This window comes from Halopelagius inordinatus (assembly GCF_900113245.1).
Classification (GTDB): Archaea; Halobacteriota; Halobacteria; order Halobacteriales; family Haloferacaceae; genus Halopelagius; species Halopelagius inordinatus.
The window spans coordinates 55102-78033 of the sequence record NZ_FOOQ01000006.1; the positions used below are offsets into that span (position 1 = coordinate 55102).

Below are 22932 nucleotides of genomic sequence, written 5' to 3' on the forward strand. Positions count from 1 at the left end.
TAGGAACTGGACGAATCGGTGATGGATGTCGTCAACCCCGCGACGGGAGAGCGAGTAGACACCTACGAGACTCAGACCGAGGAAGACGTGGACGCCGCCCTCGACCGGGCGACGGACGCGTTCGGCGAGTGGCGAGAGCGTCCGATGAGAGAGCGCGAACGACTGCTCGAATCGGCGGGCGACGTACTTCGCGAGAACAAGCGCGAGTACGCCGAGACGATAACTCGCGAGATGGGCAAACCCATCACTCAAGCGGTGGCCGAAATCGAAAAGTGCGCGTGGGCCTGCGACCACTACGCCGAACACGCCAGTTCGTATCTCGGAGCCGACCACCACCCGAGTCCGCCGGGGTCGACGGTCAAGACCGTCTACGAACCGCTCGGACCGGTGCTCGCGGTCATGCCGTGGAACTTCCCCTTCTGGCAGGTGTTTCGGTTCGCCGCGCCGTACGTCACGGCGGGCAACGTCGGGCTGTTGAAGCACGCCTCGAACGTACCGGGCTGTGCGAAGGCCATAGAGGAAGTGTTCCGAGAGGCCGGGTATCCCGAAGACGTCTTTCAGTCGCTTCTGATCCCGTCGGACCTCGTCGACGAGATGCTCGAAGACGACCGGGTGCGGGCCGCGACGCTGACGGGAAGCGGACCGGCGGGGCGGTCAGTCGCGTCGACGGCCGGAGAGAGCCTGAAGAAGACGGTCCTCGAACTGGGCGGAAGCGACCCCTGCGTCGTCTTGGACGACGCCGACCTCGACGCCGCGGCCGAAACCGGCGCGTGGGCGCGGAACCAAAACGGCGGCCAGTCCTGCATCGCCGCGAAGCGTTTCGTCGTCGTCGAGTCCGTCTACGACGAGTTCCTCGACCGATTCGTGGACGAAATCGACTCCTACGTCGTCGGCGACCCGATGGACGAGGAGACGGACGTCGGCCCGCAGGCCCGCGAGGGGTTGATGGAGGAGGTCCACGAACAGGTCGAAGAGAGCGTCGAGGCGGGCGCGAACGTGGTCATCGGCGGCGAACCGATGGACCGCGACGGGCAGTTCTACCCGCCGACGGTGTTGACCGACGTGCCCGAGGGATGTCCCGCCGACAGCGAGGAGGTGTTCGGTCCGGTCGCCGCCGTCTACGAAGTCGAAGACGAAGCGGCGGCCATCGAGAAAGCGAACGACACCCAGTTCGGACTCGGCGCGACCGTCTGGACCGAGGACCGCGAACGCGGCGAGAACCTCGCTCGTCAGATAGACGCAGGATGCGTCTACGTCAACCAGTTAGTGAAGTCCGACCCCAGAGTCCCGTTCGGCGGCGTCAAGGAGTCGGGCTACGGTCGCGAACTGGCGGAGGTCGGAATCAAGGAGTTCCTCAACGAGAAGACGGTCTGGGTCGAGTGAGGCCGTGGGACCCGTTCGTCGCGCGCCTCGAACGGAACCCACACCCCCCGAAAAGCGGGCCCGGCGAACCGCGACGCCGCGAGGCAGAAGGAACTTTTCGGGTGCTCTTTTCACTGTCAGCCGTCGTCTCTACTTCCCCCTCCGCACTCTCGGCTCACGACACTGGTTTTGGCATTTGCTAAACATAGGTTCATATATCCATAAGATACCTTCCGGAAAGGGGCTAAATAACCTGTCGAGCGGGAGATTTATCGATGAATTCATAAGGTTATATCGCCCGTGTTGAAACAGGTGAGACGATCAATGTCTGAATACGAATCCGACTACGAGACGGTGACCGACGAGGTATCGGAGGTGACCCGATAATGCGGGGTAACGAGGACTGGTGGCCGAATCGGCTGAACTTAGAGGTCCTCGACCAGAACGTGAGCGACGTCAGTCCGATGGACGCGGACTTCGACTACTCCGAGGAGTTCCAGAAGCTGGACTTCGAGGCGGTAAAGCAGGATATCGAAGACGTCATGACGACGTCGCAGGACTGGTGGCCGGCCGACTACGGCCACTACGGGCCGCTCTTCATCCGGATGGCGTGGCACAGCGCCGGTACGTACCGCACCACCGACGGTCGCGGCGGCGCGTCCGGCGGGACGCAGCGCTTTGCACCCCTGAACAGTTGGCCCGACAACGCGAACCTCGACAAGGCCCGCCGACTGCTCTTGCCGGTCAAGCAGAAGTACGGCCAGAAGCTGTCGTGGGCCGACCTGATCGTCCTGGCCGGGAACGTCGCCCTCGAATCGATGGGATTCGAGACGTTCGGCTTCGCCGGCGGGCGCGAGGACTCCTTCGAGCCCGACGAGGCCGTCGACTGGGGCCCCGAGACCGAGTGGGAGGCCTCCGACCGATTCGACGACGACGAGCAACTCGAAGAACCGCTCGCCGCGACCGTGATGGGACTCATCTACGTGAACCCCGAGGGCCCGGACGGCGAGCCCGACCCGATGGGCTCCGCGGAGAACATCCGGCAGGCGTTCAGTCGGATGGCGATGAGCGACGAGGAGACGGCCGCGCTCATCGCGGGCGGACACACCTTCGGGAAGGTCCACGGTGCCGACGACCCCGACGAGCACGTGGGTCCCGTGCCCGAGGAAGCGCCCATCGACAAGCAGGGTCTCGGCTGGGAGAGCAGCCACGGGTCCGGGAAAGGAAGCGACGCGATCACCAGCGGAATCGAGGGTCCGTGGAACGCCACGCCGACGCAGTGGGACATGGGCTACCTCGACAACCTGCTCGACCACGAGTGGGAGCCGGAGAAGGGCCCCGGCGGTGCGTGGCAGTGGACCACGGTCGACGATTCCCTCGACGGCGTCGCGCCCGGCACCGAGAGCCCCTCGGAGAAAGAAGACGTGATGATGCTGACGACGGACGTCGCCCTGAAGCGTGACCCCGAGTTCCGAGAGATCATAGAGAGCTTCCAAGAGAACCCCCGCCAGTTCCAAGAGGCCTTCGCGAAGGCGTGGTACAAGCTCATCCACCGCGACATGGGGCCGCCGACTCGGTTCCTCGGCCCGGAGGTTCCCGACGAGGAGATGCTGTGGCAAGACCCCGTCCCCGACGCCGACTACGAACTGATCGGAGACGAAGAGGTCGCCGAACTCAAAGCGGAGGTCCTCGATTCGGACCTCTCGGTCTCCGAGCTAGTCAAGACCGCATGGGCGGCGGCGTCGACGTACCGCGACAGCGACAAGCGCGGCGGGGCGAACGGTGCCCGCATCCGCCTCGAACCGCAGAAGAGCTGGGAAGTCAACGAGCCCGAGCAGTTAGAGACGGTGCTCGACACCCTCGAAGAGATTCGCGAAGAGTTCAACAGTTCGCGCTCCGACGACAAGCGCGTCTCGCTCGCGGATCTGATCGTTCTGGGCGGCTCCGCGGCCGTCGAGAAGGCAGCGTCGGACGCCGGATACGACGTGGACGTCCCGTTCGAACCCGGCCGCACCGACGCCTCGCAGGAACAGACCGACGTGGACTCGTTCGAGGCGCTCGAACCGAAAGCCGACGGGTTCCGCAACTACCTCGGCGACGGACACGAGCAGTCGGCCGAAGAACTGCTGGTGGACAAAGCCGACCTCCTCGACCTCTCGCCCGCCGAGATGACGGTTCTCGTCGGCGGAATGCGCGCGCTGAACGCGAACTTCAAGGGGTCCGAACTCGGCGTCTTCACCGACGAACCGGAGACGCTGAACAACGACTTCTTCGTGAACCTGCTCGACATGGGATACGAGTGGGAGGCGGCTTCGGATTCCGAGGACAAAGACGTCATGGGATGGGAGCAGCCCTCCGACGCCCACGACATCTACGAGTTGCGCGACCGAGAGACGGGAGACGTCGAGTGGGCAGCCACTCGCGTCGACCTCATCTTCGGGTCGAACTCCCGACTTCGGGCCCTCGCTGACGTCTACAGCTCGGCCGACGCCGAAGAGAAGTTCGTTCGCGACTTCGTGGACGCGTGGACGAAAGTGATGCGGCTCGACCGCTTCGACCTCGAGTAACCTCGCAGTTCTCGTCGGTCCCGCGGTTCTCTCTCCGGCGCGCGAACCGTCTGCGCGCCGCGTTTCTCTCTTCTGCCGGAGCGGTCTCGAACTGTTCACCGTGCTTCTACTGTTCGTCGTCTCCCTCCTCGTTCCCGTCTCGGGCGTCGTCGCGATATACGACTTCCTCGGCGTCAGACGCGGCCACGAAGAACGGATTGCCGGCCCCGAACGGCGGGTCGAACGACTCGAAGACGACCGGGCGTAGTCCGACCGGCGCGCGGTCGCTCAGTCGAACGTGTATCGCCGGTATCGACGGAGCGCGTACCGGTAGGAGACGTACGGCACGCCGCAGAGTAACGCGGCGTACGTACCGACGCCCGCGACGGAGAGAGGCGTCGCCGAGAGTTGTCCGGCGAGTGCGAACCAGACCACGACCAAGCCGACGACGCTGCCGCCTCCGACGACGAACGTGTACGGCATCATCACGAGCATCGAGGGGACGACGGTTTCGACGCCCCAGAACTCGCGTTCCTCGTAGAGTGGGTACGCCGCACCGAGACCCACCGCGAACGCCGCGGCGGCGAGGCACATCCCGACTCCGGCCGCCGCGAACGCGAGGCCGTACACCGGAGGCGTGCCGAGGGCGACGGACGCGACGGGGACGACCGCCGCGACCGGAACGCCCACCGCGAGACCGGCCAGCGTCCGGCCCCGAAGGAGCGTTCGCGGCGGCGTCCCGGTGAGCAAGAGGAGGGGAAACTGCGGGCGGTCGTCGCCGAGCGGGTTCAGCCCGAACGTCGCGCCGGCGAGGTACGCTCCGACGCCGACGCCGACACCGGCGACCAGTAGTCCGAGACCGTCGCCGGACGCCTGAACGACCGTAGTGCCGAGTGGACCGACGAAGAAGACGGCGATGAGGAGGTGGTTGAGTTCCCGCGGGTTCCGCGCGGCGCGGACGAGAACGCCCCACGCGATGCGACCGGCTTTCGTCCGCGCGAACGGTCGCGGCGCGTCGAGTCCGCCCGCGGAGGTTCTCGGCCGTCGCGGTTCGTCGCGGCGGGGAGCGTCGGTGAACCAAAGCGCAGACGCCTGCCGCGTCGCGACGGCGAGTCCGACGGGGACGAGCGCAACGACTCCCGCGAGGAGAACGGCCGCGCTCGGCGAAATCGGCCGCGCGAGGGGCGTCCCGACGAACGCGAGAGAGACGTAGTCGGTCAGCGGCGGGAAGGCGAACACCGACAGGAGTTCCTGCAGAGAGACGCTCTCTTCTGCGACGTACCGTCCGGCGAACTGCGACCCCGCGACGAGAGCGACCAAGAGGAGAACGCCCGCGGCCTTGACGACGCGACGGAGCAGGGAAAGTCGCCGCAGAGCCCGGAGAACCGCGATACCGCAGGCGTACCCCCACACCGCGGCCCAACAGAGGAGCGGAACGGCGACGAGACCCGCCGTGACGACGAACGACGGAGAGCCGAGTCCCAACGCGAACGTGACGACGAGAGCGAGAATCGGGACGCCGAACCAGACGGCCAGTCTGGCGAGTTCCGCACCGACGAGACCGAGGACGACCGCTCGCGGGTGGACGGCCATCAACACGAACTCCTCGGCGTCGACGCCGCCGATGCGTTCGAGCGTCCGGAACGTCGAGAGGACGAAGATACCCGCGAAAAGCAGCGTCGCACCGGGCGCGAGATACGGAATCGCGTCCGCGGAGCGTGCGGTGCGCCCGACGACGTACGCCGCCGGGAGCGAAAACAGCAGTTGCCCCCCGAAAAACAGCAGCGAGACGGCGAGTCCGGCGAGGCGACGCGTGCTCCCCGAGTATCCGCGGAGGCTTCGGACGAACTCGGCACGTCCGATTCGCAGTCCGTGTCGAGCGTCTCGTCGGAGGCTCATTCGTCGGGTCCGGCCGTTCGGCGGGCGTCGCCGTCGCCGGTGATTTCGAGGAAGGCGTCTTCGAGCGACGCGCGTTCGCCGGTCTCGGCGCGCGCTTTCACGTCCTCCGGGGCACCCTCCGCGACCAGTCGGCCCTCGAAGAGGACGCCGACGCGGTCGGCGACGGCCTCTACGACCGGGAGGATATGCGTCGAGAGGAAGACGGTCCGCCCGGCATCGGCGAACTCGACGATGAACTCGCGGATGCGGCGGACGGCTTTCGGGTCCAATCCGGAGGTGGGTTCGTCCAGAAACAGCACGTCGGGGTCGTGCAGGACCGTCTGAGCGAACGCCGTCTTCTGTCGCATCCCCTTCGAGTAGGTACCGGTGCGTCTGTCCGCGTCTTCGGTCAGGTCGAACCGGTCGAGGTAGTCGTCGATGCGCCGACGCGCGGTGTCTTTCGGGATATCTCGAAGGTCGGCGACGTAGTCGAGTTGTTCGCGGGCGCTGAACTCGTCGTACAGGGGCGGGGTTTCGGGGAGATAGCCGACGCGCGGGGCGAGGTTCCGCCGGTCGTTCACGTCGATTCCGGAGACGCGAACGGTTCCGGACGTGGGTCGGGTGAGTCCCGTCAGGATGCGCATCGTCGTCGTCTTCCCGGCGCCGTTCGGCCCGAGAAACCCGTACACGCGTCCCGGCGGGACGGACAGGGAGACGCCGTCGAGGGCCACCTCCGACCCGTACGTCTTCCGGAGGTCGGTCGCCTCGATGGCGGCGTCGCCTGCGTCAGTGGAGGGCATGAATCGACAGTCCGTTCCGAAGGATAGTGCCTAATTGTTACGGATTTGAGACGAGTAACGCGGGGATTTCCGACACGACTGTTCGGATATCGAGTTCGTTCCGACGCAGTTCCCGGAATATGTTGCTGGTTCTTGCGACACCGCTGTCCGTCGATTTGCGGCGCGTGAGGCGTCGTAGGGCGCCGTAGAACCGGATTTTTCGTGTGGTATATGGTCACAGGTAACAGAACGACGGCCCGCTACACGAGAGTGGGGGCAGAACTCGCAGGAACGTGCCGAGGTAATGGTCGTTCGTGAGAGATGCGGTAACAAGCCTCTTAGAGGAGGTAGATTATGAATACTGTCGAACGCTGGAAACAGGAGAAACACCCCCTCGACGTGGTGGAAGACGTCCACGAGTACGCCGCGGAGGGACTCACGTTCGAGGAGATAGAGGAACGGGCCGGAGAGGGCGAGTGGGAGCGTCTGAAGTGGGCCGGGATGTACAGTCACGGGCGGCAGGACGGGTACTTCATGGTCCGAACGAAGGTGCCCGGCGGCCACCTCACGCCCGACCAAGCCGAGGTGATAGGCGAAGTCGCGTCGGAGTACGCCACCGCGCCGCCGGAACACGGCGGGCGAGAGCAAAACGACATCTGGGGCGACGCCTTCCTCGACATCACCACGCGCCAGGATATCCAGATGCACTGGATAGAGCTAGCGGACATGCCCGAGGTGTGGGAGAAGTACGACGAGGTGGGCCTGACGACGATTCAGGGATGCGGCGACGGGGCGCGAAACGTTCTCGGATGCCCCGCCGCCGGGTTGACAGACCACGAGTGTTTCGACGCCCAACCCGTCGTGGACGCCGTCTCGGACTACTTCACGGGCAACCGAGAGTACGCGAACCTCCCGCGGAAGTTCAAGATGACCGTGACGGGGTGCCGCGAGGACTGCGCGCAGTCGCAGATAAACGACGTGGGCCTCACGCCGGCGCGTAAGGAGGAACCCGGAGCGAACGTCTACGGCTTTCACGTCCGGGTCGGCGGCGGCCTCTCGGACGGGCCGCGGATGGCCTCGAACCTCGACGTGTTCGTCCCGCCGGAGGACGCAGTCGAGTTCTGCCGCGCCGTCGCACAGACGTTCAAAGAACTCGGCGACAGGAACAACCGCGGCGTCTGTCGGATGCGGTATCTCGTCGAACAGATGGGAGCCGATGCGTTCGAGGCGGCCGTCCGCGAGCGGTGCGACGTGGAACTCCCGACGCGGGGAACCGACCTCACGCGGAGTTACACCGGCGACCACGTCGGCGTCCGAGAACAGAAACAGGACGGCCTCCGCTACGTCGGATTCAACGTCATCGGCGGCCGGATGGGCGGCGACGAGTTCGTCGAGGCCGCCCGCGCGGCCAGAGAGTACGGAACCGAAGACGCGTCGGTGCGTCTGGCGACGGACCAGAACTTCCTCGTCACGCACGTCCCGAGGGAGAACGTTTCCGACCTCCTGAACGAACCGTTCGCTCGGAAGTACGAACACGACCCGGGGCCGTTCGCCCGCGGCGCGGTCGGATGCACCGGATCCGAGTTCTGCAACTACGGCATCATCGAGACGAAGAACCGCGTCTACCGGTGGGCGAAAGCGTTAGACCGGCGGATAGAGACGCCCGACGACCTAGACGTCGTCCGGATGCACATGTCTGGATGTTCGGCGTCGTGCGCCCAACCGCAAATCGCGGACATCGGCTTCCGCGGGGAGACGGTGACGATGGACGACCCAGAGGGGACGACGAACGAGGAGGGAGACAATATCGTCGAGGGGATGGACTTCGGACTCGGCGGGTCTCTGGGGTCCGACAACGAGTTCCTCGATTGGGTCGAGAACGCCGTCCCCGCGAGGGCGGTGATTCCGGCCCTCGAAGAACTGTTCGCGGCGTACGCCGACGAACGCGAGGACGGCGAACGTTTCTACGAGTGGACGCGCCGCGTCGAGAACGACCGCCTGCGAACCGTCATGCAGGGCGCGGACGCCGACGTCGCCGGAGGTGTCGCCAGTGACTGACGAGAGCGAACGCGGAGGGTCCGGGCGGGAGGAACGGACCCTCCCGCGCGTTCCCGACGCGAGAGACGACGGGGAGGCGGCCGTCCCGTCGGTGGACGGGAGCGCACCCGGCCGAACGCCGGACGCGGACCCCGAGGCGAAACTCATCAAGTACCGAAAGCGACCCGCGAAGTCGCGTTCGTCGGACAGCGATTCCCCGAGTAGTTGCGGATGCGGCGGCGGATGCGCGTGCGGCCTCGCGTCCGGCGGTGGCGGAGAGAGCGAGGACAGCGAAGCGGTCGCAGACGGCGGCGCGCGCCCGACGAACGTGGACGAAGAGGGGAACCTCCGAGACTTGACCTTCACCGAACCGGCCGCGGGGAAGAGCCAAGACGTCTACGACGACGCGCCGGACAAGCGCGTGCAGGTGCCCGAGAGCGTCGAGTTGGAGACGCCGGGCTACTCCATCCGCAGCGAGATGAACGACATCGAGGAGTCCGACGACAAGACGTGGTTCATGGAACTCGACGCGGCGGTCATAGACGAGGGGCGGTGCATCCAGTGCGGCACCTGCGTCGCTTCCTGTCCCTCCGACTCCATCGGCATCGGCGACGACGGACTCCCCGAACTGGTGAAGATGTGTACGGGCTGTTCGCTCTGTTGGGATTTCTGCCCGCGCGGCGGCCTGCGGTACGAGCGCCAGTGGAAGATTACCGGCGGCGACGACAACGTGAAAGGCGCGGGCGACCCGATAACTGAGTTCTCCGCGAAAGTCGAAGAGGAGTGGCGCGAGAACTCCCAAGACGGCGGCGTCGTCACGTCCGTGCTGATACACCTGCTCGAAGCGGGCGAGATAGACGGCGCACTCGTCGCCACGGAGTCCGAAGACGAGGCGTGGAAGGCGGAGTCGTTCCTCGCGACGACGCCCGAGGAACTGATAGCGAACGCCGGGAGTTTCTACAACCAGACGATGGCGCTCGGCAACCTCGATATGGACCAGTGGGAGGAGAAACTCCCCGACAAGCCCCCAGAAGATCTGTCTCTCGCACTCGTGGGGACGCCCTGCGAAATCGAGGGCATCCGCGCGCTACAGGACTTCGAGTGGGAGTACGCCTCCCAAGAGGACGGCGTCCGCGCGATAGACTACACTATCGCGTTGATGTGCACGAAGAACTTCAACTACCACCGCCTCGTCGGCGAGCAACTGGCCGAGAAGCGCGATTTGCCGCCGGACGACATCGGGAAACTCGACGTCCTCGACGGGAAGATGATGGCGTACGGCCACGACGGCGAGATGATTCTGGAAGAAGACGTGGAGGCGTTCCACGACGCCGCACTCAAAGGGTGCGACGAGTGCGCGGATTTCACGGGCTACTGTGCGGACATCACCGTCGGCTCCGTCGGGTCCGCAGACGAGTATTCGAGCGTCATCGTCCGCACCGAGACGGGACTCGACGCGTGGGAACTGACAGAACCCGACCTCGACCACCACGACTTAGAGGACCGGTCGGCCGTCGGCGGCCTCCAATCGTGGGACAAAAAGAAGGCGTTCGAGTCGCTCGAACGCCCGTTCGACCCGGATGCCCCGCGGTTCATCGAGTACGCGGAACACGCCGCGAACTACGGGACGACGCTCCGCGCTCACGAATCGGACCACTGAGTCGGCGGACACGCCGACAGAGCGGGCCGGAGGATTTCCCGTCTACTCCGCTCGGACGCGCTTCGCGCACGCGAGTCCCGCCGAACCGAACTCACCTCTCGCGCCACCAGCGACGGACGCCGTCGGCCCACCCGTCCCCGAACAGGTAGGTTCTCGGGTGACGCCGCCCGTCGGGGTTCGGCGCTTCGGTCGTCCACCGCGCGACGGAGACGCTCAGGACAGCTAACCCGACGCCCGCCACGACGTCCGTCGCCCAGTGGATGCCGAGATACATCGTCGAGACGGAGATGGAGAGAGCGAGTGCGCCGGAGATGGGGAACCACCGTGGGTAGACGCGTCGGAACCGGTAGGCGAGGATGGCGACGGTGACGGACAACGAGGTGTGGAGCGACGGGAAGACGTTGGTGTTCGTGTTCACCTCCGTCGTCAGGAGTTGCGCCTCCGGCCACGTGGTGTACAGGAGCGACTCCACGAGTTCGGGCATGAAGTTCCGCGGTCCGTACGCGATGAACACGACGTAACAGACCAGTCCGACGCCGTAGTTGACGATGTACGCGACGACGAGTTCGTACAGCGAACTCGGGTCGTCGTGGAGGAGATACGCCGCGAGCGGAAACGTCAGTACGAACACGTACCCGAAGACGTAGACGAATCCGAAGTACGCGGTCAGCGCCGGCGTCGAGAGCGACTGGAGGAACGCGACGAACTCCCCCTCGACGGCGTGGATGTAGCCCGTGATGTTGATGCCGATGAGCCACGAGAGTTCGAGTCCGACGTCTCGGACGACGCCGTTGGCCGCGAGGACGACGAGGAGAACGCCGAGGACGGGTGCGACGGTTCGGAGATTCGACCGCACCGCGTCGGCCGGGGTTCGCATGCGAGACGGGCCGACGACGACGGCGAAGCCGACGACGAAGAGGACGAGAACGCCCCCGCCGACTTGCGCGGCCACTTCGAGCAGTCCCATCTGTTACCCTCCGACGAGTTTTCCGTCCTCGTACTGGAAGCCCGCGTCGCGAAACGCTTCTCTGACGCGTTCGACGTCCAGTTCGCCGTTCGTCCCGAGAAACGGCGTGACGGGGTCTTCGCCGTCCCACCGCAGGTCCGAGGGGAGCCACCGAGTCCCGTCGAGCGGGCTGGCGGCAGGTTGGGCGTACCCCTTGAACACCTCGGAGGTGAGGTGGCGTTTGTCCACGAGGTGCGCGAGGGTGTTTCGGAACCGGGGGTTCGTAAGCGGCGGGCGACGCGCGTTGTAGCCGACGAGATAGAACCACTGAGAGCGGCGGACGACCAAATCGAGGGCGCTGGCGCGGCCGATTCGCGGCACCGTGGCGGCCCCGAGGGGGGTGCCGGTCACGTCCGCGTCGTCGCTCGCGACGGTCTCTGCGGCGGTCATGTCCGACCCGACGACGCTGAAGGTGAGGCGGTCGAACGCGGGGGCGTCAGCGAGTTGCGGCGGGACGCCGTCGACGTCGTCGCGACTGAGGAAGTGGTCGTCGAACCGGTCGAGCACCAGCGTCTCTCGCGGCGTGTTCCGGACGAATTCGAGCGGACCGCTCCCCACCGGCGGGATGTTGTTCGTCACGAGGGCCTCGGTGGCACCGCCGAGTTCGATGCCGCCGACGGACGCGGCCCCCGTCCGGTCCGCCCAGACGTGACTCGGGAGCACCGGCACGGTCAACGCGCGGGTCGCCACCCGCGGTTCGCAGTCGACGAACTGGATTTCGACCGTCCGAGAATCGACCGCTCGGACGTCGGTGACGAGACTACTCCGCCCTTGGAACCGGGGCGCCGGAACGGGGCCGCTGTCGTCCTCGCCGTCTTCGGTCTCTATCGTCGATCCGAGCGACGTGTCCGCGAGGAACGAGTAGGTGAACTCGACGTCCGAGGCGGTGAGCGGTTCGCCGTCGTGCCAGACGGTATCGTCGCGGAGTTCGATCCGAGCGACCGGTCCGTCGTCGCCCTCAGAGAACGCCCACGAGGCCGCGAGCCAGGGTTCGACCGTCACCCCGTTTCGCGAGTAGCCGAGCGAGTCGTACAGAAGCCCCATGATGGCGCTGCTGCGGCGGAACTCGACCGCGAGCGGATTCAGATTCTGCGTCGGGCGTTCGTCGGTCGTCACGACCTCTAGGTGGGGTTCGTCGGCGTCCGACTCGTCGAGTGGGGTGTTCGACCCGTCGAGTGAGGCGTCCTCGACGTCGCCGCGTCGGTTCAGATCGAGATAGCCCATGGGCGACTGCAGGTCGGTGTTCTGCCAGTTGGTAAAGCGGTCCGTCCGTGCGGCGCGGATGTCGTCGGGGAAGCCGACGACGGTAAACGGCTGCGTCGCGGCGACGGATTTGAGCAGCCGTTCGACCGCGTCGCGGCGGTCGGAACCCGTCGAGCGCCGCTGTTCTTCGAGCAGGCCGTCCACGTCCAGATTGGTGTATCCGAACGGGTTCTGCCACCCTTGCCTGCCCGCGAATCGGGAGTGGAGAAGCGAGAAGAGAGCGTCGGGCGTCCCGAACTGCGCCGGCGTCGGCGCGACGAAGAGGTCGAAATCGTGGTTCAAAAGCACCTGTCTGAGTAGCTCCTCTTCGGCCATCGGCGTGACCTGCACGTCGATTCCGGCGGTTCGGAACCACTCGGCGACCTGACGGGCGATTCTGAGAGCGTACGGGTCCGCGTCGGCCGGGGCGGTCTTGATCTGGAGGCTCACCTGGTCGGGCGACTGCCACCCCGTGGCCGCCCTCAGGCGACTGGCACAACCGCTTCCGAGGACGGTCACGCCGCTGGCGAGCGAAGCGAGAACGGCTCGCCGACGGACGGGAGTCGAGGTGGACGGCTGTGTCATTCGGTTCGTACACCGTTGTGAATCTGGTCTAATATCTCTTCGGACTTCGCCTCGGGTGAGAGGACGTATCATATTCATGTGATATGTATATTCCCTCCCGAATGAATTACCTGAATACGCCCTGAAAAACGCCATACACCGGCTGTATCGGTCGTTTACGGAGAGTGACGCGCCCAGTCAGAGAGCGACGATAAACAGGGAGCTTATTGGCGAGCGACAAGATTGATTCGCCATGGCACCCCGGAGGCGAACGGTTCGTACTGTGCTCGCTGCGCTCGTCTTTCTCTCCGCCGCGGTACTCGTGGTCGGATACGTCGACGCCGAGCGAACGAGTGACAAAGTGACCGGCGACCCGTCCGTCGAGCAGGCGTTCCAGACGGGCGACCGCTCACCGGTCGTCGGTAGTCGACCGAACGTGACCGTCGTCGCCACCGACTCGAACGCGTTCGTCGGCGACGAGGGCGACGGCCCGCGCGCCCGCGCAGAACTCGCCGCGTTCGCTCCGGACGGGAGCATCTACTACTACCAAGACAACCACACGCGCTACTGGGACGTCGACCCCGTCTCCGGAACCGAATCGACGGTCGAGTTCGTCTACGCCGACCACCTCGGCGAGGACGTCTGCGACGAGACGGTCTGTACCCGCAACGGCGTCGAACGGGTGAACCTCACCACGGGCGAACGGACGCAGGTGTACAGTCGCGTCACGCCCGGTAAACACTCGACACGGTGGCACGACGTCGACCGAATCGACGACCACCGCCTGCTGGTCGCCGACATCGACAGAGACCGCGTGTACGTCGTCAACACGACCACCGAACTGATCGAGTGGGAGTGGGACGCCCAATCCGAGTTCGACGTCACGGAAAGCGGCGGCCCGTTCCCGAGCGACTGGACCCACCTCAACGACGTGGAACACGTCGAAATCGACGGCCGAGACGCCGCCATGGTCAGCCTCCGGAACCACGACCAAGTCGCGTTCATCGACTTCGAGCGCGGACTGATGGAAGAGTGGACGCTCGGCGAGGACGGCGACCACGAGACGATATACGAACAGCACAACCCCGACTTCGTCCCGGCCGAACGCGGCGGACCGGCGGTGGTCGTCGCGGACTCCGAGAACGGACGCGTCGTCGAGTACCAACGCGAAGACGGCGAGTGGAACCGGACGTGGACGTGGGAAGACCAGCGCGTCCAGTGGCCGCGGGACGCCGACCGCCTCCCGAACGGCCACACCCTCGTCACCGACTCGAACGGTGACCGCGTCTTCGAGGTGAACCAGTCCGGCGACATCGTCTGGTCCGCGACGGTCGGCTTCCCCTACGAGTCCGAGCGGCTCGGAACCGGCGACGAGAGCGCGGGCGGCGAGAGCGCCGCCAGCCTCGGCCTCTCCTCGCGGGCACCGTCCGAGGAGAACCGCTCTGCCCTGACGCGGGCGCAGGCGGCACTGCCGCCGAAGGTGACGAACGCCATCTCGTACGCCTTCCCGCGGTGGGTCGGGGCCTTCGAGGCGTTCGCGGTCGTCCTGTTGGTCGCGTCGCTCCTCTGTTGGGCCGTCTTCGAGTACCGGTGGACGAACGTCACGGTCGGCGTCCGCTCGCCGTTACGTTTCGGACGCAGATGACGGTTCGAGAGCCCTCGGTCGGTCGGGTGCGCGCGAGCGCCGACCGGATTCGCCGCGTCGTTCCGCTCGAGGCGCGCGACCGCAGGTGGCTGACGCTCGCGGTCGTTCCGAGCGTCGTCGCCGTCTTCGTCTACCTCCTGACGAACCCGTATCCGGCCTACGGCGCCGGGCTGTACGTCCAAATCGCCGAGGAGATAATTGCCGGGGGGTACGCTCCGCCGACCCGGATTCCGGGGTACACCGCCGACGGCGTCCCCTTCGCGTACCCGCCGCTACAGTTCTACGTGCTCGCCGCGCTCCTCGATTTCGGAGCCGACCCCGTCGCAGTCGCTCGGTTTCTCCCCAGCGTAGCGGTCGTCGCCGCCCAGGTTCCGGTCTACCTCCTCGCGCGCGACTACACCGGCTCTCGCCCGACGGGGGCCGTCGCGGCGGCGATGGTGGCGCTCAACCCGCAGATACTGGAGTGGCACATCTCCGCGGGCGGCGTCGTCCGCGGGTTCGCCTTCCTCTACGCCCTGACCGCCATATACGCCGGCTACCACGTCTTCACCTCGGGCAGTCGAAGCGCCGTCCTCGCCGGACTGCTGACGTTCGGCTTGACGCTTTTGACCCATCCGACGTACTCGCTTTTCGTCGTCGTGACGTATCTGCTCTTTTGGGCGGTTCTCGACCGCTCGCTCGGCGGGTTGGCCCGCGGTGCGGTCGTCGGACTCGGGGGAACCGCCGTGGCCGCGCCGTGGTTCGGATGGATTGCCACAGTCCACGGTATCGGGACGTTCACCGCAGCGTCGAGCACTCACGGCGGTATCGGCGGTGGGTTGGACGCCCTGTACGGTGCCGTCTCGGTGTACACCGCCGTCCCGTTCGCGGCGGCGGCGTACCTCCTTTTCGTCCGGCGAGAGTGGTTTCTTCCCGCCTGGTTCGTCGCCGCGGAACTGCTGTTCCAACAGCCCCGGTTCTCGTACACGGCGGGCGCGTTCGCCCTCGCCGCCACCGGACTCGACGTCGTACGACGGACGGGTGTTCTCGACCGGACCGGCGGCCGAAACGTCGACTGGCGCGCGGTGGGAGCGGCGACGCTGATACTCGTCGGCACCGTCGGCGGCGGGACGTACCTCGCCTACGAGATGTCGCTCACCACGGACCCTTCGACGCCCGAGTTCCTCGACGACGAGGCGGTGGCCGCGATGGAGTGGGCGGCCGCGGAGACGCCCGAAGACGCGACGTTCGTCGTCCTCGGCGACGCCGCCGAGTGGTTCCCCGCGTCCGCGGAGCGCACGATACTGGTCGGTCCGTGGGGCGTCGAGTGGGAGGGCGCAGAGAGCTACGAGCCGCAACTCGACGCCTACACGGACGTCTCCCGCTGTCAGAACGTCGCCTGCGTCGAGGAAACCACCGCAACCGTCGGCGCGAATCCGGACTACGTCTACGTCCCGAAGGGCAGGTACACAGTCCGCGGCGCGGGAGTGGTGCAGTTCGGAACGCTCGACCGGTCGTTCGAGCAGTCGCCGCGGTGGGAACGGGCGTTCGAGAACGAGGGCGTCGTCATCTACCGCGCGGTGGACGCGGCGTGAGAACGGGGGCGGCGCGGCCCGGGCCGTCTCAGACGTAGCCGAACAGCGACGCCGCGAGAGTGACGAACCACGCGCCGACGCCCAAGGCGGCGACTCGCCGGTTCTGCTGTGCGACGCCGTACGCCAGTAGCCCGAGTGCGCTCATCAGGGTGAACCGGTGCAACACCAGACTGACCGGGACCGTGGAGATTCCGACGCCGCCCAAATCGAGCACCAACCCGGCACCCAGTCCCCCGGCGGCGACGACTGCCGTCCGGTTCGGCGGGCGTCCGCGTGCGAAAAAGACCACGAGAGCCGGAAGCCCGAACACCAACATCGGGTAGAGTACCGCGGCGAACAGTTTGGGAGTCACCCCCGGAACGAGGTTCTCCGCGGTGATTCCGGCGGCGCGAACGCCCAAGACGAGTGCGACCAGAGACGCCGGAAGCGCGGCGTCGGAGACGTCGAACCGCCGTCGAGCGGAACCCGGGAGCGTGATACCGACCACGAGGGCGACGGACGCGAAGTCGATTATCGTCAGCCATCCGTCGCTGCCGCCGCCGCCGAGCCCGTGGTACTGACGGCTGACGCCCTCGACGAACGGTTCCTCGCGGAGGTCCTGTTCGACGAACCGCGCGCCGGGAGCGACGCCCGTGACGGTGTGGCGCAGTCGGAACCAGTCCCAGTACTCAGTGTGGGCCTGAAACGCCGTCCAGTTGCCGAAGGGACCGGGATACGCCCGGATGTGGGTCCGCTGCCCGAGATAGGCTCCGGTCGCCAGTTGGTATCGGGACTCTATCCACCGGCCCGAGGCGTTCGGGTCGGCGGTGACGTACGTGTAACGAGACGAACCGCGCGCCGGTTGCCACGGCGATTTGCCGACGTCGATATCGACTTGCGTATCGGTCGTAGTCGTTGTCTCCACTCCGGTCGTAGTCGTTGTCTCCACTCCGGTCGTAGTCGTTGTCTCCACTCCGGTCGTAGTCGTCGTCTCCACCCCGGTCGTAGTCGTCGTCTCCACCCCGGTCGTAGTCGTCGTCTCCACCCCGGTCGTAGTCGTCGTCTCCACCCCGGTCGTGGCCGTGGTTTCTCCCCCAGTCGTGGCCGTAGTTTCGGTCTGATTACCGGTCGCGGTCTCGGGTCCGGTCTCGGGCACGACCTCCGGTTCGTCTTCGACGACCGTCCAGTTGGCCTCCGAGCGACGTTCGAGTGCTCGGCGGATTTTGCCCCGGTCGCCGCGGATGATGACGTTGATGGCGAGCGTTCGGTCCCGGACCGAGCGGCTACGGCTGGTGTACGGCCAGATGTAACTGTTCGTCTCGTCCGGTTGATAGAGTCGCGCCTCCGGTGGCCTCTCCTGTTGGGGCGCGACGCTGCCGCCGAGGAACCCACCGGCCAAGAGACCGACGACGAGTACGGCGACGAACAGTATTCGACGGTGACGCACGTTCACCAGTCTCTTGCGTATGTACTATAGGTCTTGTCCCATTCCGAGACACTAGTCAGATAGAATATTACTTTGGAGAGTGTACCGGGAGGACGAACGAAGGGCTCGGAGAGCAGTCCGTCCCCCATCAATCTCAGAGTCATACGAATCCAGACAGTTGCTGCGGGCGCGGCGTTCCGCGACTCGGACGGCCGAATCGACGGGTGCGCGGGAAGGTACATTCAAGAACTGCGGGGGCCTACGTGACTGACGAATGACCGGCGCGTCGGCAGTCGGTCGCGGAAATCGACCCCCTCTGTCGGCACCCCCGCGTTCACTCATGTCCGACGCACATCTCGAACCGCAAACCGCCGCCGTCTCGTGGCGGTACGACGTGACCGATTCGCGCCTCTTACTGGCCTGTACCTACGTCCTCCCGGGGATACTCGGTGGGGGCGTTCTGCTCGCCTCTCTCTTTGTCGGAACGCTCGTCCTCGACGCTCTCAGAGCGGGCGACATCGGCCGCGCGGTCGGAGTGCTCGCCGTGCCGGTCCTGGCGCTTCTCGTTCGCCGGTACGTTCCGGCGTTGCTCGACGCCACCGACGCGTTCGACCCGACGGACCGCTACTCGCTCGGCGGACTCGCGGCCAGTAGCGTCGTCGGCGCGGCGGCCATCTTCGCGAGTCTACGGATCGACCCCGCGGCCCCGTTCGTCCTCTTTGCCGTAAGTTGGATTCCGATGGTTCTCACGGCCGGACTGCCGACCGAGGGGCACACGACACCCGAGGCGGATACGCTCGTCGTCGACGGCTCTCGGATTCCCCTCGACGCCGTGGACGGGTATCGAACCGTCGCCGTCGGCGGGGCGGGGGTCTGTTGGCTGTCGTACGCGCGCGGCGTGCCGCGGGCACCCCGAGTCGTGGTCGTTCCGAGGGCGACGCTCGATTCGGTTCGGGCGGTGCTCGAAGATGCGGAGAACCGGACCGAGGAGGGGAAATCGACTCTCGGCGGGGCCGAACGGGCCGTCGTCGTCGCGTTCGGACTCGGGTTGGTCGCCGTCGGACCCGTCCTGTGGCTGCTCCTTCCACCCGGCGACGGTGCGCTGGTCGCCCTCTACGCCGGGAGTCTGTTCGGTCTGTTCGGACTGGTGCTTCTGTGGCACGCGGCGACGGGGTGACGGAGAGACCGGGAAGGGGCGCGTCGCTACCCTCCCGAGAGGGCGTCGCCAACCGTCCGACTGGCCCTCGGAATCGCTTCGGCGACGTGCCGTTGGGTGACGTACGTCGAAATCTCGCGGCGAATCCACCCGGCTCGGACCGTGCCTTCGCGCGAGGCGATGTCGTCGTCCGCTCGGGAGAGTCGCCCGACCACCGTCGGCAGTTCCGCCCGCGTCAGTCGCGGGTAGTCGTCGTCCGTTCGCGCCGCGTTCACGGCATCGACGGCGGCCTCGCGGCGAGTTTCGACGTCCTCGACGGAGGAGACGGTGAACGAGTCGCCCTCCGTGACTCTGTCTCGGAGCGTCCGAAACGCCTCGACGGCCGCGAGGAGCGAATGCATATCGAGGAGTTCGGTCGCCGGGTCGTCCCCGCCGCTCTCTCTCCCCCGGGCGTTCGCGGCCCGCCACCGAAGCCCGTCCAGCGCGGATTCCGCGGGCGTCCCCTCGATCGAGCGTCCGACTATCGCCTTCGTCTCCTCGCTCTCCGCCGGGAGGTCGGCGGACGCCTCGCGCAGTCGCCCGGCGAGCGTCTCTCCGGCCCCTGCGAAGCGACGTCGGAGATTCGTCGGGTCCGCGAGCGAATCGACGAAGCGGTCGTATATGTGGTCGGCCGCGGCGACGTTCGTCCGCGCGGCTTCTATCGTCGCGGCCGCCTCGCCGACGGCGAGGGGGTTCTCCGGGTCGTAGCGTCTGCGTCCTCGTTCCAGTTCCGAGGAGAGGAAGCGGTCGGCCCGCCGGACGCGGGATTCGAGTTCCCCGTGAACCAACGCGGAGCGGACGGGGTCCGCGCCGAGATACGTCCAGCGGTCGGCGAACGCGGAGAGGTCGTCTCGGACGGAGGCCGCCTCCCGCACGACTGCGTTCCGGGTGAGTCCGTTCTCGATGGCCTCCCACGCGCCGAGGAGATTAGCCGCGTGTTCGCGGGCGTCGCCGAGGGCGTCGAGACGTTGGAGTTCGGATTCGGCGGCGTCCGCCCTGTCGAGTGCGTCCCGCGCCGACGCCCGTTCTCGCGACATCCGCTCTCGGATGGCTCCGTTCGGAACGTCCTCGGAATCTAGCGGTGCGGGAACGCCGTCGAGGGCGATTCGGGGCCACGATTCTCGGTCACCGAGGAAGGCAGGCGATATCTCCACCGGGAGCGTCCGGGGGAGAGAGGGGAGAGACCCCTCCGTCACCTCCCGTAGCGCCGACGCGCCCAGTTCCGGCCCGTCGTTGCCCGACTGGATGCCGAGACCGGAACACCCCGCGAGGAGGGAACTTCCGAGTAACGCGAGCGCTCCTCGCCGGGTCGTCGGGGGGCCCGTCACCGCTCCGCCTCCGCGGGTGCGACGGGCCGCACGGCGGAGGCGGCCGTACCGGCGGTGTCCGCCGAATCACCGTCTTCGCGACCGTCGACCCGTCGCTCGCCCGGGGGACGACAGCCGTCGCTTCCGTACCGAGAGCCGTACCCGTCTATCGCGTCGGGGTCTATAGTGTCGGGGACGCGTATGAACCACGCCACCGTGTCTCTCGCATCCGTTTCGCAGGACGCGTCTACGTCGCGGAAGCGCCGCGCGTACCGCGTGCGTATCTCCGTGTCGGTCCATCGAACCGAACAGAGCTCTCTGCGGAAACACTCTCCGACCGCGGTCTGTTCGACGTACACCGTCTCCGCGTCGTAATCTGTCGAATCGAGGAACGACCGCGCCTCCGCGACGTTCTCTGCGTCGGCCGCAAACGAGAGAGAGTCGGCCGCCCGGGCGTCGGTGAGGAACTCGTTGCCGAGTCGGGTACGTCGGGGGTTCTCGTCGGTTCCCTCCGCCTCCCGCCAGACGGCGGACTCCTCGCCGGACAGTCGAACGACGGCGGCGTCGGGGTCGGTCACCGTCTCGGCGTTCGGACGAGACGTGGTGGGCCAGGCGGACGCTCCGCCGTTGCTGTCTTCACCGGAACACCCCGCGAGAAAAGCGAGGGACCCGACGACTCCGCGGAGGGCACGCCGTCGTGTGAGGGGACACATATCACTCGTAGTGTACGTCCTGGTAGGGAATGTGTTTCGGAATCGACGCGTCGCGGAATCGCCGTCGTCCGCCGAGAGACCACCGCACCGATTGAAGTGTCCGCGTTCGAATTGGTCGGCCGGACACCGATGCAGACGAGATTCCCCGCGGCCGTCGTCGCCCTCCTCCTCGTCCTCTCGGGGTGCGTCGCGCTTCCCGGCGGCCAACCGCCGAGCGACGAACGCGCGGTGGACGAACGAGAGCGGGTGACGTCGGCGCTCGACTCGGTTTCGACGTACCGATTCACAGTGGACGGCACCGTCTCGGCGTCGGACGGCGACCGAACGCGCATCGTGGACGTGAGCGGTGAGGGTGTCGTAGACAGGAGACGGCAGCGAATGCTGTCGAACGCGACGGCCGACGGAACGACCCGGTCGAGGTATCTCGACGGATACACGAGTTACGCGGAGTGTCCCGAGTGGGGCGGGTGGGGCGTCGACAACGCGAGCGAATCGACGGCGTGGTTCTACCTGACCCCCCTCGGTCGGCAGGTGACGCTCGTCCGAGAGAGCAACGTCTACTGGGGCGGAAACGAGACGCTCGACGGGACCCGAACGTCCGTCCTCGTCGCCCACCCCTCGAAGGAGACGCTCACGTCGCTTCCCGATATCGGGCGGACGACGCAGACCGACCTCTCGCGGGCGAGTATCGAGAACGCCACGGTCAGACTCTGGGTCGATTCGGAGACGGCACGACCTGTCAAGTCCGACCTTCGCATCGACCTCTCGACGGGAGAGGCGTCAGGAACGGTGGAAGTGACCGTCCGCTACCACTCGTACGACGAACCGGCGACGGTCTCTCTTCCGGCATCTACGCGGACGGACCGGTACGAACTGGGCTGTCCCGGCTAGTCGGAGAGCGCGGCCGCGTCTCTACTCGGAGACCCGGACGACCTGTTTTCCGATGTTGTCCCCGGAGAACAGTCCGAGGAACGCGTCGGGCGCGTTCTCCAACCCCTCGACGACAGTCTCGCGGTGTTCGAGGGTACCGGTCGCCACCCACTCGCCGAGTTGTTCGCTCGCCTCTCCGAAGCGCGTCGCGTAGTCGCCGACGAGAAGCCCCTGGACTTTCGCTCGCGGCGCGATGAGCATCGGGAGTTTCCGCGGGCCCGTCGGGACGCCCTCGTCGTTGTAGTGCGCTATCTGCCCGCAGACCGCCACGCGCGCGTCCACGTTGAGTTTCGTGAACACCGCGTCCGTGATCGGTCCGCCGACGTTATCGAAGTAGACGTCCACGCCGTCCGGCGCGGCGTCGTCCAAAGCCGCGGAGTAGTCGTCGGTCGTCTTGTAGTTGACCGCCGCGTCGAACCCGAGGTCGTCGGTGAGCCAGTCCGTCTTCTCGTCGGACCCGGCGAACCCGACGACGCGACAGCCGTTCAGCTTCGCTATCTGTCCGACGACCGACCCGACCGCCCCCGCCGCGCCCGAGACTACGACCGTATCGCCGGGCTTCGGTTCGCCGGCGTCGAGCAGTCCGAAGTACGCCGTCCGTCCCGGCATCCCGAGTACGCCGAGATACGCCGGCAGTCCGGCTATCTCGGGGTCGACGGGCGCGACGTCGTCGGCGTCTAAGACGGTGTAGTCGGCCCACGTGCCCTCGCCGGTGACGAAGTCGCCGCTCTCGTAGCGGTCGCTCTCGCTCGCTACGACTTCCCCGACGATACCGCCTTTCAGCGCGTCGCCGACGTCCCACGGTTCCGCGTACGACTCGGTGTCCCGCATTCGGCCGCGCATGTAGGGGTCGACCGAAAGGTAGCGGACGCGAACGAGAATCTCGCCGTGTCTCGGTTCGGGTTTCTCCCCCTCTCGCAACTCGAAACAGTCCAGATTCGGTTCGCCTTCGGGTCGCTCTGCGAAATACCACTCGCGATTTGAGTCTCGCACACCGACGTTTCGGTCTCGGCCCGAAGATGTCTTGCGGTCGCGGAACCCGCCCGAACCGGTCGGAACCCGACTCCGGAACGGTCGGCCCGAACCGGC

General features: G+C 66.6%; 17 protein-coding genes. 9 read left to right on the top strand and 8 right to left on the bottom strand.

Annotated features, from left to right (window positions below):
• Positions 1–21 precede the first annotated feature (21 nt).
• The 3 genes from BM167_RS15390 to BM167_RS18620 all read left to right on the top strand — a co-directional run bounded on the left by BM167_RS15390 (position 22) and on the right by BM167_RS18620 (position 4176).
• Complete coding sequence (locus BM167_RS15390) at positions 22–1383, top strand: NAD-dependent succinate-semialdehyde dehydrogenase (RefSeq protein ID WP_092893618.1); 1362 nt, start codon at positions 22–24, stop codon at positions 1381–1383.
• A gap of 365 nt (positions 1384–1748) precedes the next feature.
• Entirely contained in the window at positions 1749–3929 is a 2181-nt protein-coding gene (gene katG / locus BM167_RS15395) for a catalase/peroxidase HPI (RefSeq protein WP_218153816.1), read from the top strand.
• 100 nt (positions 3930–4029) lie between these two features.
• Positions 4030–4176 (top strand): hypothetical protein, encoded by a 147-nt coding sequence (locus BM167_RS18620; RefSeq protein ID WP_177213392.1) that lies wholly within the window; start codon positions 4030–4032, stop codon positions 4174–4176.
• A 20-nt stretch (positions 4177–4196) separates the two neighbouring features.
• Here the strand turns inward: BM167_RS18620 and BM167_RS15400 are convergent, their stop codons facing one another.
• Both BM167_RS15400 and BM167_RS15405 read right to left on the bottom strand, forming a co-directional pair.
• Positions 4197–5807, bottom strand: coding sequence for a hypothetical protein (locus BM167_RS15400; RefSeq protein WP_092893620.1), 1611 nt, complete (start codon positions 5805–5807; stop codon positions 4197–4199).
• Positions 5804–6586, bottom strand: coding sequence for an ABC transporter ATP-binding protein (locus tag BM167_RS15405; protein ID WP_092893621.1), 783 nt, complete (start codon positions 6584–6586; stop codon positions 5804–5806). The genes BM167_RS15400 and BM167_RS15405 overlap by 4 nt, the downstream gene beginning before the upstream one ends.
• Positions 6587–6919: 333 nt before the next feature.
• Between BM167_RS15405 and BM167_RS15410 the strand changes: the two genes are divergently transcribed.
• Together BM167_RS15410 and BM167_RS15415 are read left to right on the top strand one after the other, a co-directional pair.
• Positions 6920–8623, top strand: coding sequence for a nitrite/sulfite reductase (locus BM167_RS15410; RefSeq protein WP_092893622.1), 1704 nt, complete (start codon positions 6920–6922; stop codon positions 8621–8623).
• A complete protein-coding gene (locus tag BM167_RS15415) occupies positions 8616–10262 on the top strand; it encodes a Coenzyme F420 hydrogenase/dehydrogenase, beta subunit C-terminal domain (protein WP_245781385.1) in 1647 nt (548 codons plus the stop codon). Before BM167_RS15410 ends, BM167_RS15415 begins: the two co-directional genes overlap by 8 nt.
• A gap of 91 nt (positions 10263–10353) precedes the next feature.
• Here BM167_RS15415 and BM167_RS15420 read toward each other — a convergent pair whose 3' ends face one another.
• Positions 10354–11229, bottom strand: a complete 876-nt coding sequence (locus BM167_RS15420; RefSeq protein ID WP_092893623.1) for a phosphatase PAP2 family protein — start codon at positions 11227–11229, stop codon at positions 10354–10356.
• A 3-nt stretch (positions 11230–11232) separates the two neighbouring features.
• Positions 11233–13095: an ABC transporter substrate-binding protein gene (locus tag BM167_RS15425; RefSeq protein WP_092893624.1), complete on the bottom strand. Its 1863-nt coding sequence runs from the start codon at positions 13093–13095 to the stop codon at positions 11233–11235.
• A gap of 232 nt (positions 13096–13327) precedes the next feature.
• Here BM167_RS15425 and BM167_RS15430 point away from each other — a divergent pair, with 232 nt between their 5' ends.
• A complete protein-coding gene (locus tag BM167_RS15430) occupies positions 13328–14719 on the top strand; it encodes an arylsulfotransferase family protein (protein WP_092893625.1) in 1392 nt (463 codons plus the stop codon).
• Complete coding sequence (locus BM167_RS15435; RefSeq protein ID WP_092893718.1) at positions 14716–16293, top strand: glycosyltransferase family 39 protein; 1578 nt, start codon at positions 14716–14718, stop codon at positions 16291–16293. Before BM167_RS15430 ends, BM167_RS15435 begins: the two co-directional genes overlap by 4 nt.
• A 28-nt stretch (positions 16294–16321) precedes the next feature.
• On the opposite strand, the gene BM167_RS18625 is transcribed toward BM167_RS15435, so the two are convergent.
• On the bottom strand, positions 16322–17719 hold the full coding sequence (locus BM167_RS18625) for a hypothetical protein (RefSeq protein ID WP_177213394.1): 1398 nt from the start codon (positions 17717–17719) through the stop codon (positions 16322–16324).
• A 319-nt stretch (positions 17720–18038) separates the two neighbouring features.
• Between BM167_RS18625 and BM167_RS15445 the strand changes: the two genes are divergently transcribed.
• Positions 18039–18875, top strand: coding sequence for a hypothetical protein (locus BM167_RS15445; protein ID WP_092893627.1), 837 nt, complete (start codon positions 18039–18041; stop codon positions 18873–18875).
• 26 nt (positions 18876–18901) lie between these two features.
• Here the strand turns inward: BM167_RS15445 and BM167_RS15450 are convergent, their stop codons facing one another.
• Both BM167_RS15450 and BM167_RS15455 read right to left on the bottom strand, forming a co-directional pair.
• Positions 18902–20221 carry a hypothetical protein gene (locus tag BM167_RS15450; RefSeq protein WP_092893628.1) on the bottom strand — a complete coding sequence of 440 codons (1320 nt, stop codon included), beginning with the start codon at positions 20219–20221 and terminating at the stop codon, positions 18902–18904.
• The gene (locus BM167_RS15455) at positions 20218–20913 is read right to left on the bottom strand and encodes a hypothetical protein (RefSeq protein WP_092893629.1); all 696 of its coding nucleotides are present in this window, start codon (positions 20911–20913) and stop codon (positions 20218–20220) included. Before BM167_RS15455 ends, BM167_RS15450 begins: the two co-directional genes overlap by 4 nt.
• Before the next feature lie 129 nt (positions 20914–21042).
• Between BM167_RS15455 and BM167_RS15460 the strand changes: the two genes are divergently transcribed.
• Complete coding sequence (locus BM167_RS15460) at positions 21043–21804, top strand: hypothetical protein (protein WP_143095524.1); 762 nt, start codon at positions 21043–21045, stop codon at positions 21802–21804.
• Positions 21805–21825: 21 nt separating this feature from the next.
• Here the strand turns inward: BM167_RS15460 and BM167_RS15465 are convergent, their stop codons facing one another.
• Positions 21826–22836 carry an NADP-dependent oxidoreductase gene (locus tag BM167_RS15465; RefSeq protein ID WP_092893631.1) on the bottom strand — a complete coding sequence of 337 codons (1011 nt, stop codon included), beginning with the start codon at positions 22834–22836 and terminating at the stop codon, positions 21826–21828.
• Positions 22837–22932: the final 96 nt, after the last annotated feature.

Excerpts from the sequence above, each read along its gene's own strand:
- BM167_RS15410 (WP_092893622.1), top strand. The coding sequence starts at position 6,920 with ATGAATACTGTCGAACGCTGGAAACAGGAGAAACACCCCCTCGACGTG.
- BM167_RS15400 (WP_092893620.1), bottom strand. The coding sequence starts at position 5,807 with ATGAGCCTCCGACGAGACGCTCGACACGGACTGCGAATCGGACGTGCC.
- BM167_RS15455 (WP_092893629.1), bottom strand. The coding sequence starts at position 20,913 with ATGTGTCCCCTCACACGACGGCGTGCCCTCCGCGGAGTCGTCGGGTCC.
- katG (WP_218153816.1), top strand. The coding sequence starts at position 1,749 with ATGCGGGGTAACGAGGACTGGTGGCCGAATCGGCTGAACTTAGAGGTC.
- BM167_RS15425 (WP_092893624.1), bottom strand. The coding sequence starts at position 13,095 with ATGACACAGCCGTCCACCTCGACTCCCGTCCGTCGGCGAGCCGTTCTC.
- BM167_RS15430 (WP_092893625.1), top strand. The coding sequence starts at position 13,328 with ATGGCACCCCGGAGGCGAACGGTTCGTACTGTGCTCGCTGCGCTCGTC.
- BM167_RS15405 (WP_092893621.1), bottom strand. The coding sequence starts at position 6,586 with ATGCCCTCCACTGACGCAGGCGACGCCGCCATCGAGGCGACCGACCTC.
- BM167_RS15390 (WP_092893618.1), top strand. The coding sequence starts at position 22 with ATGGATGTCGTCAACCCCGCGACGGGAGAGCGAGTAGACACCTACGAG.
- BM167_RS15435 (WP_092893718.1), top strand. The coding sequence starts at position 14,716 with ATGACGGTTCGAGAGCCCTCGGTCGGTCGGGTGCGCGCGAGCGCCGAC.
- BM167_RS15420 (WP_092893623.1), bottom strand. The coding sequence starts at position 11,229 with ATGGGACTGCTCGAAGTGGCCGCGCAAGTCGGCGGGGGCGTTCTCGTC.
- BM167_RS15460 (WP_143095524.1), top strand. The coding sequence starts at position 21,043 with ATGCAGACGAGATTCCCCGCGGCCGTCGTCGCCCTCCTCCTCGTCCTC.
- BM167_RS15445 (WP_092893627.1), top strand. The coding sequence starts at position 18,039 with ATGTCCGACGCACATCTCGAACCGCAAACCGCCGCCGTCTCGTGGCGG.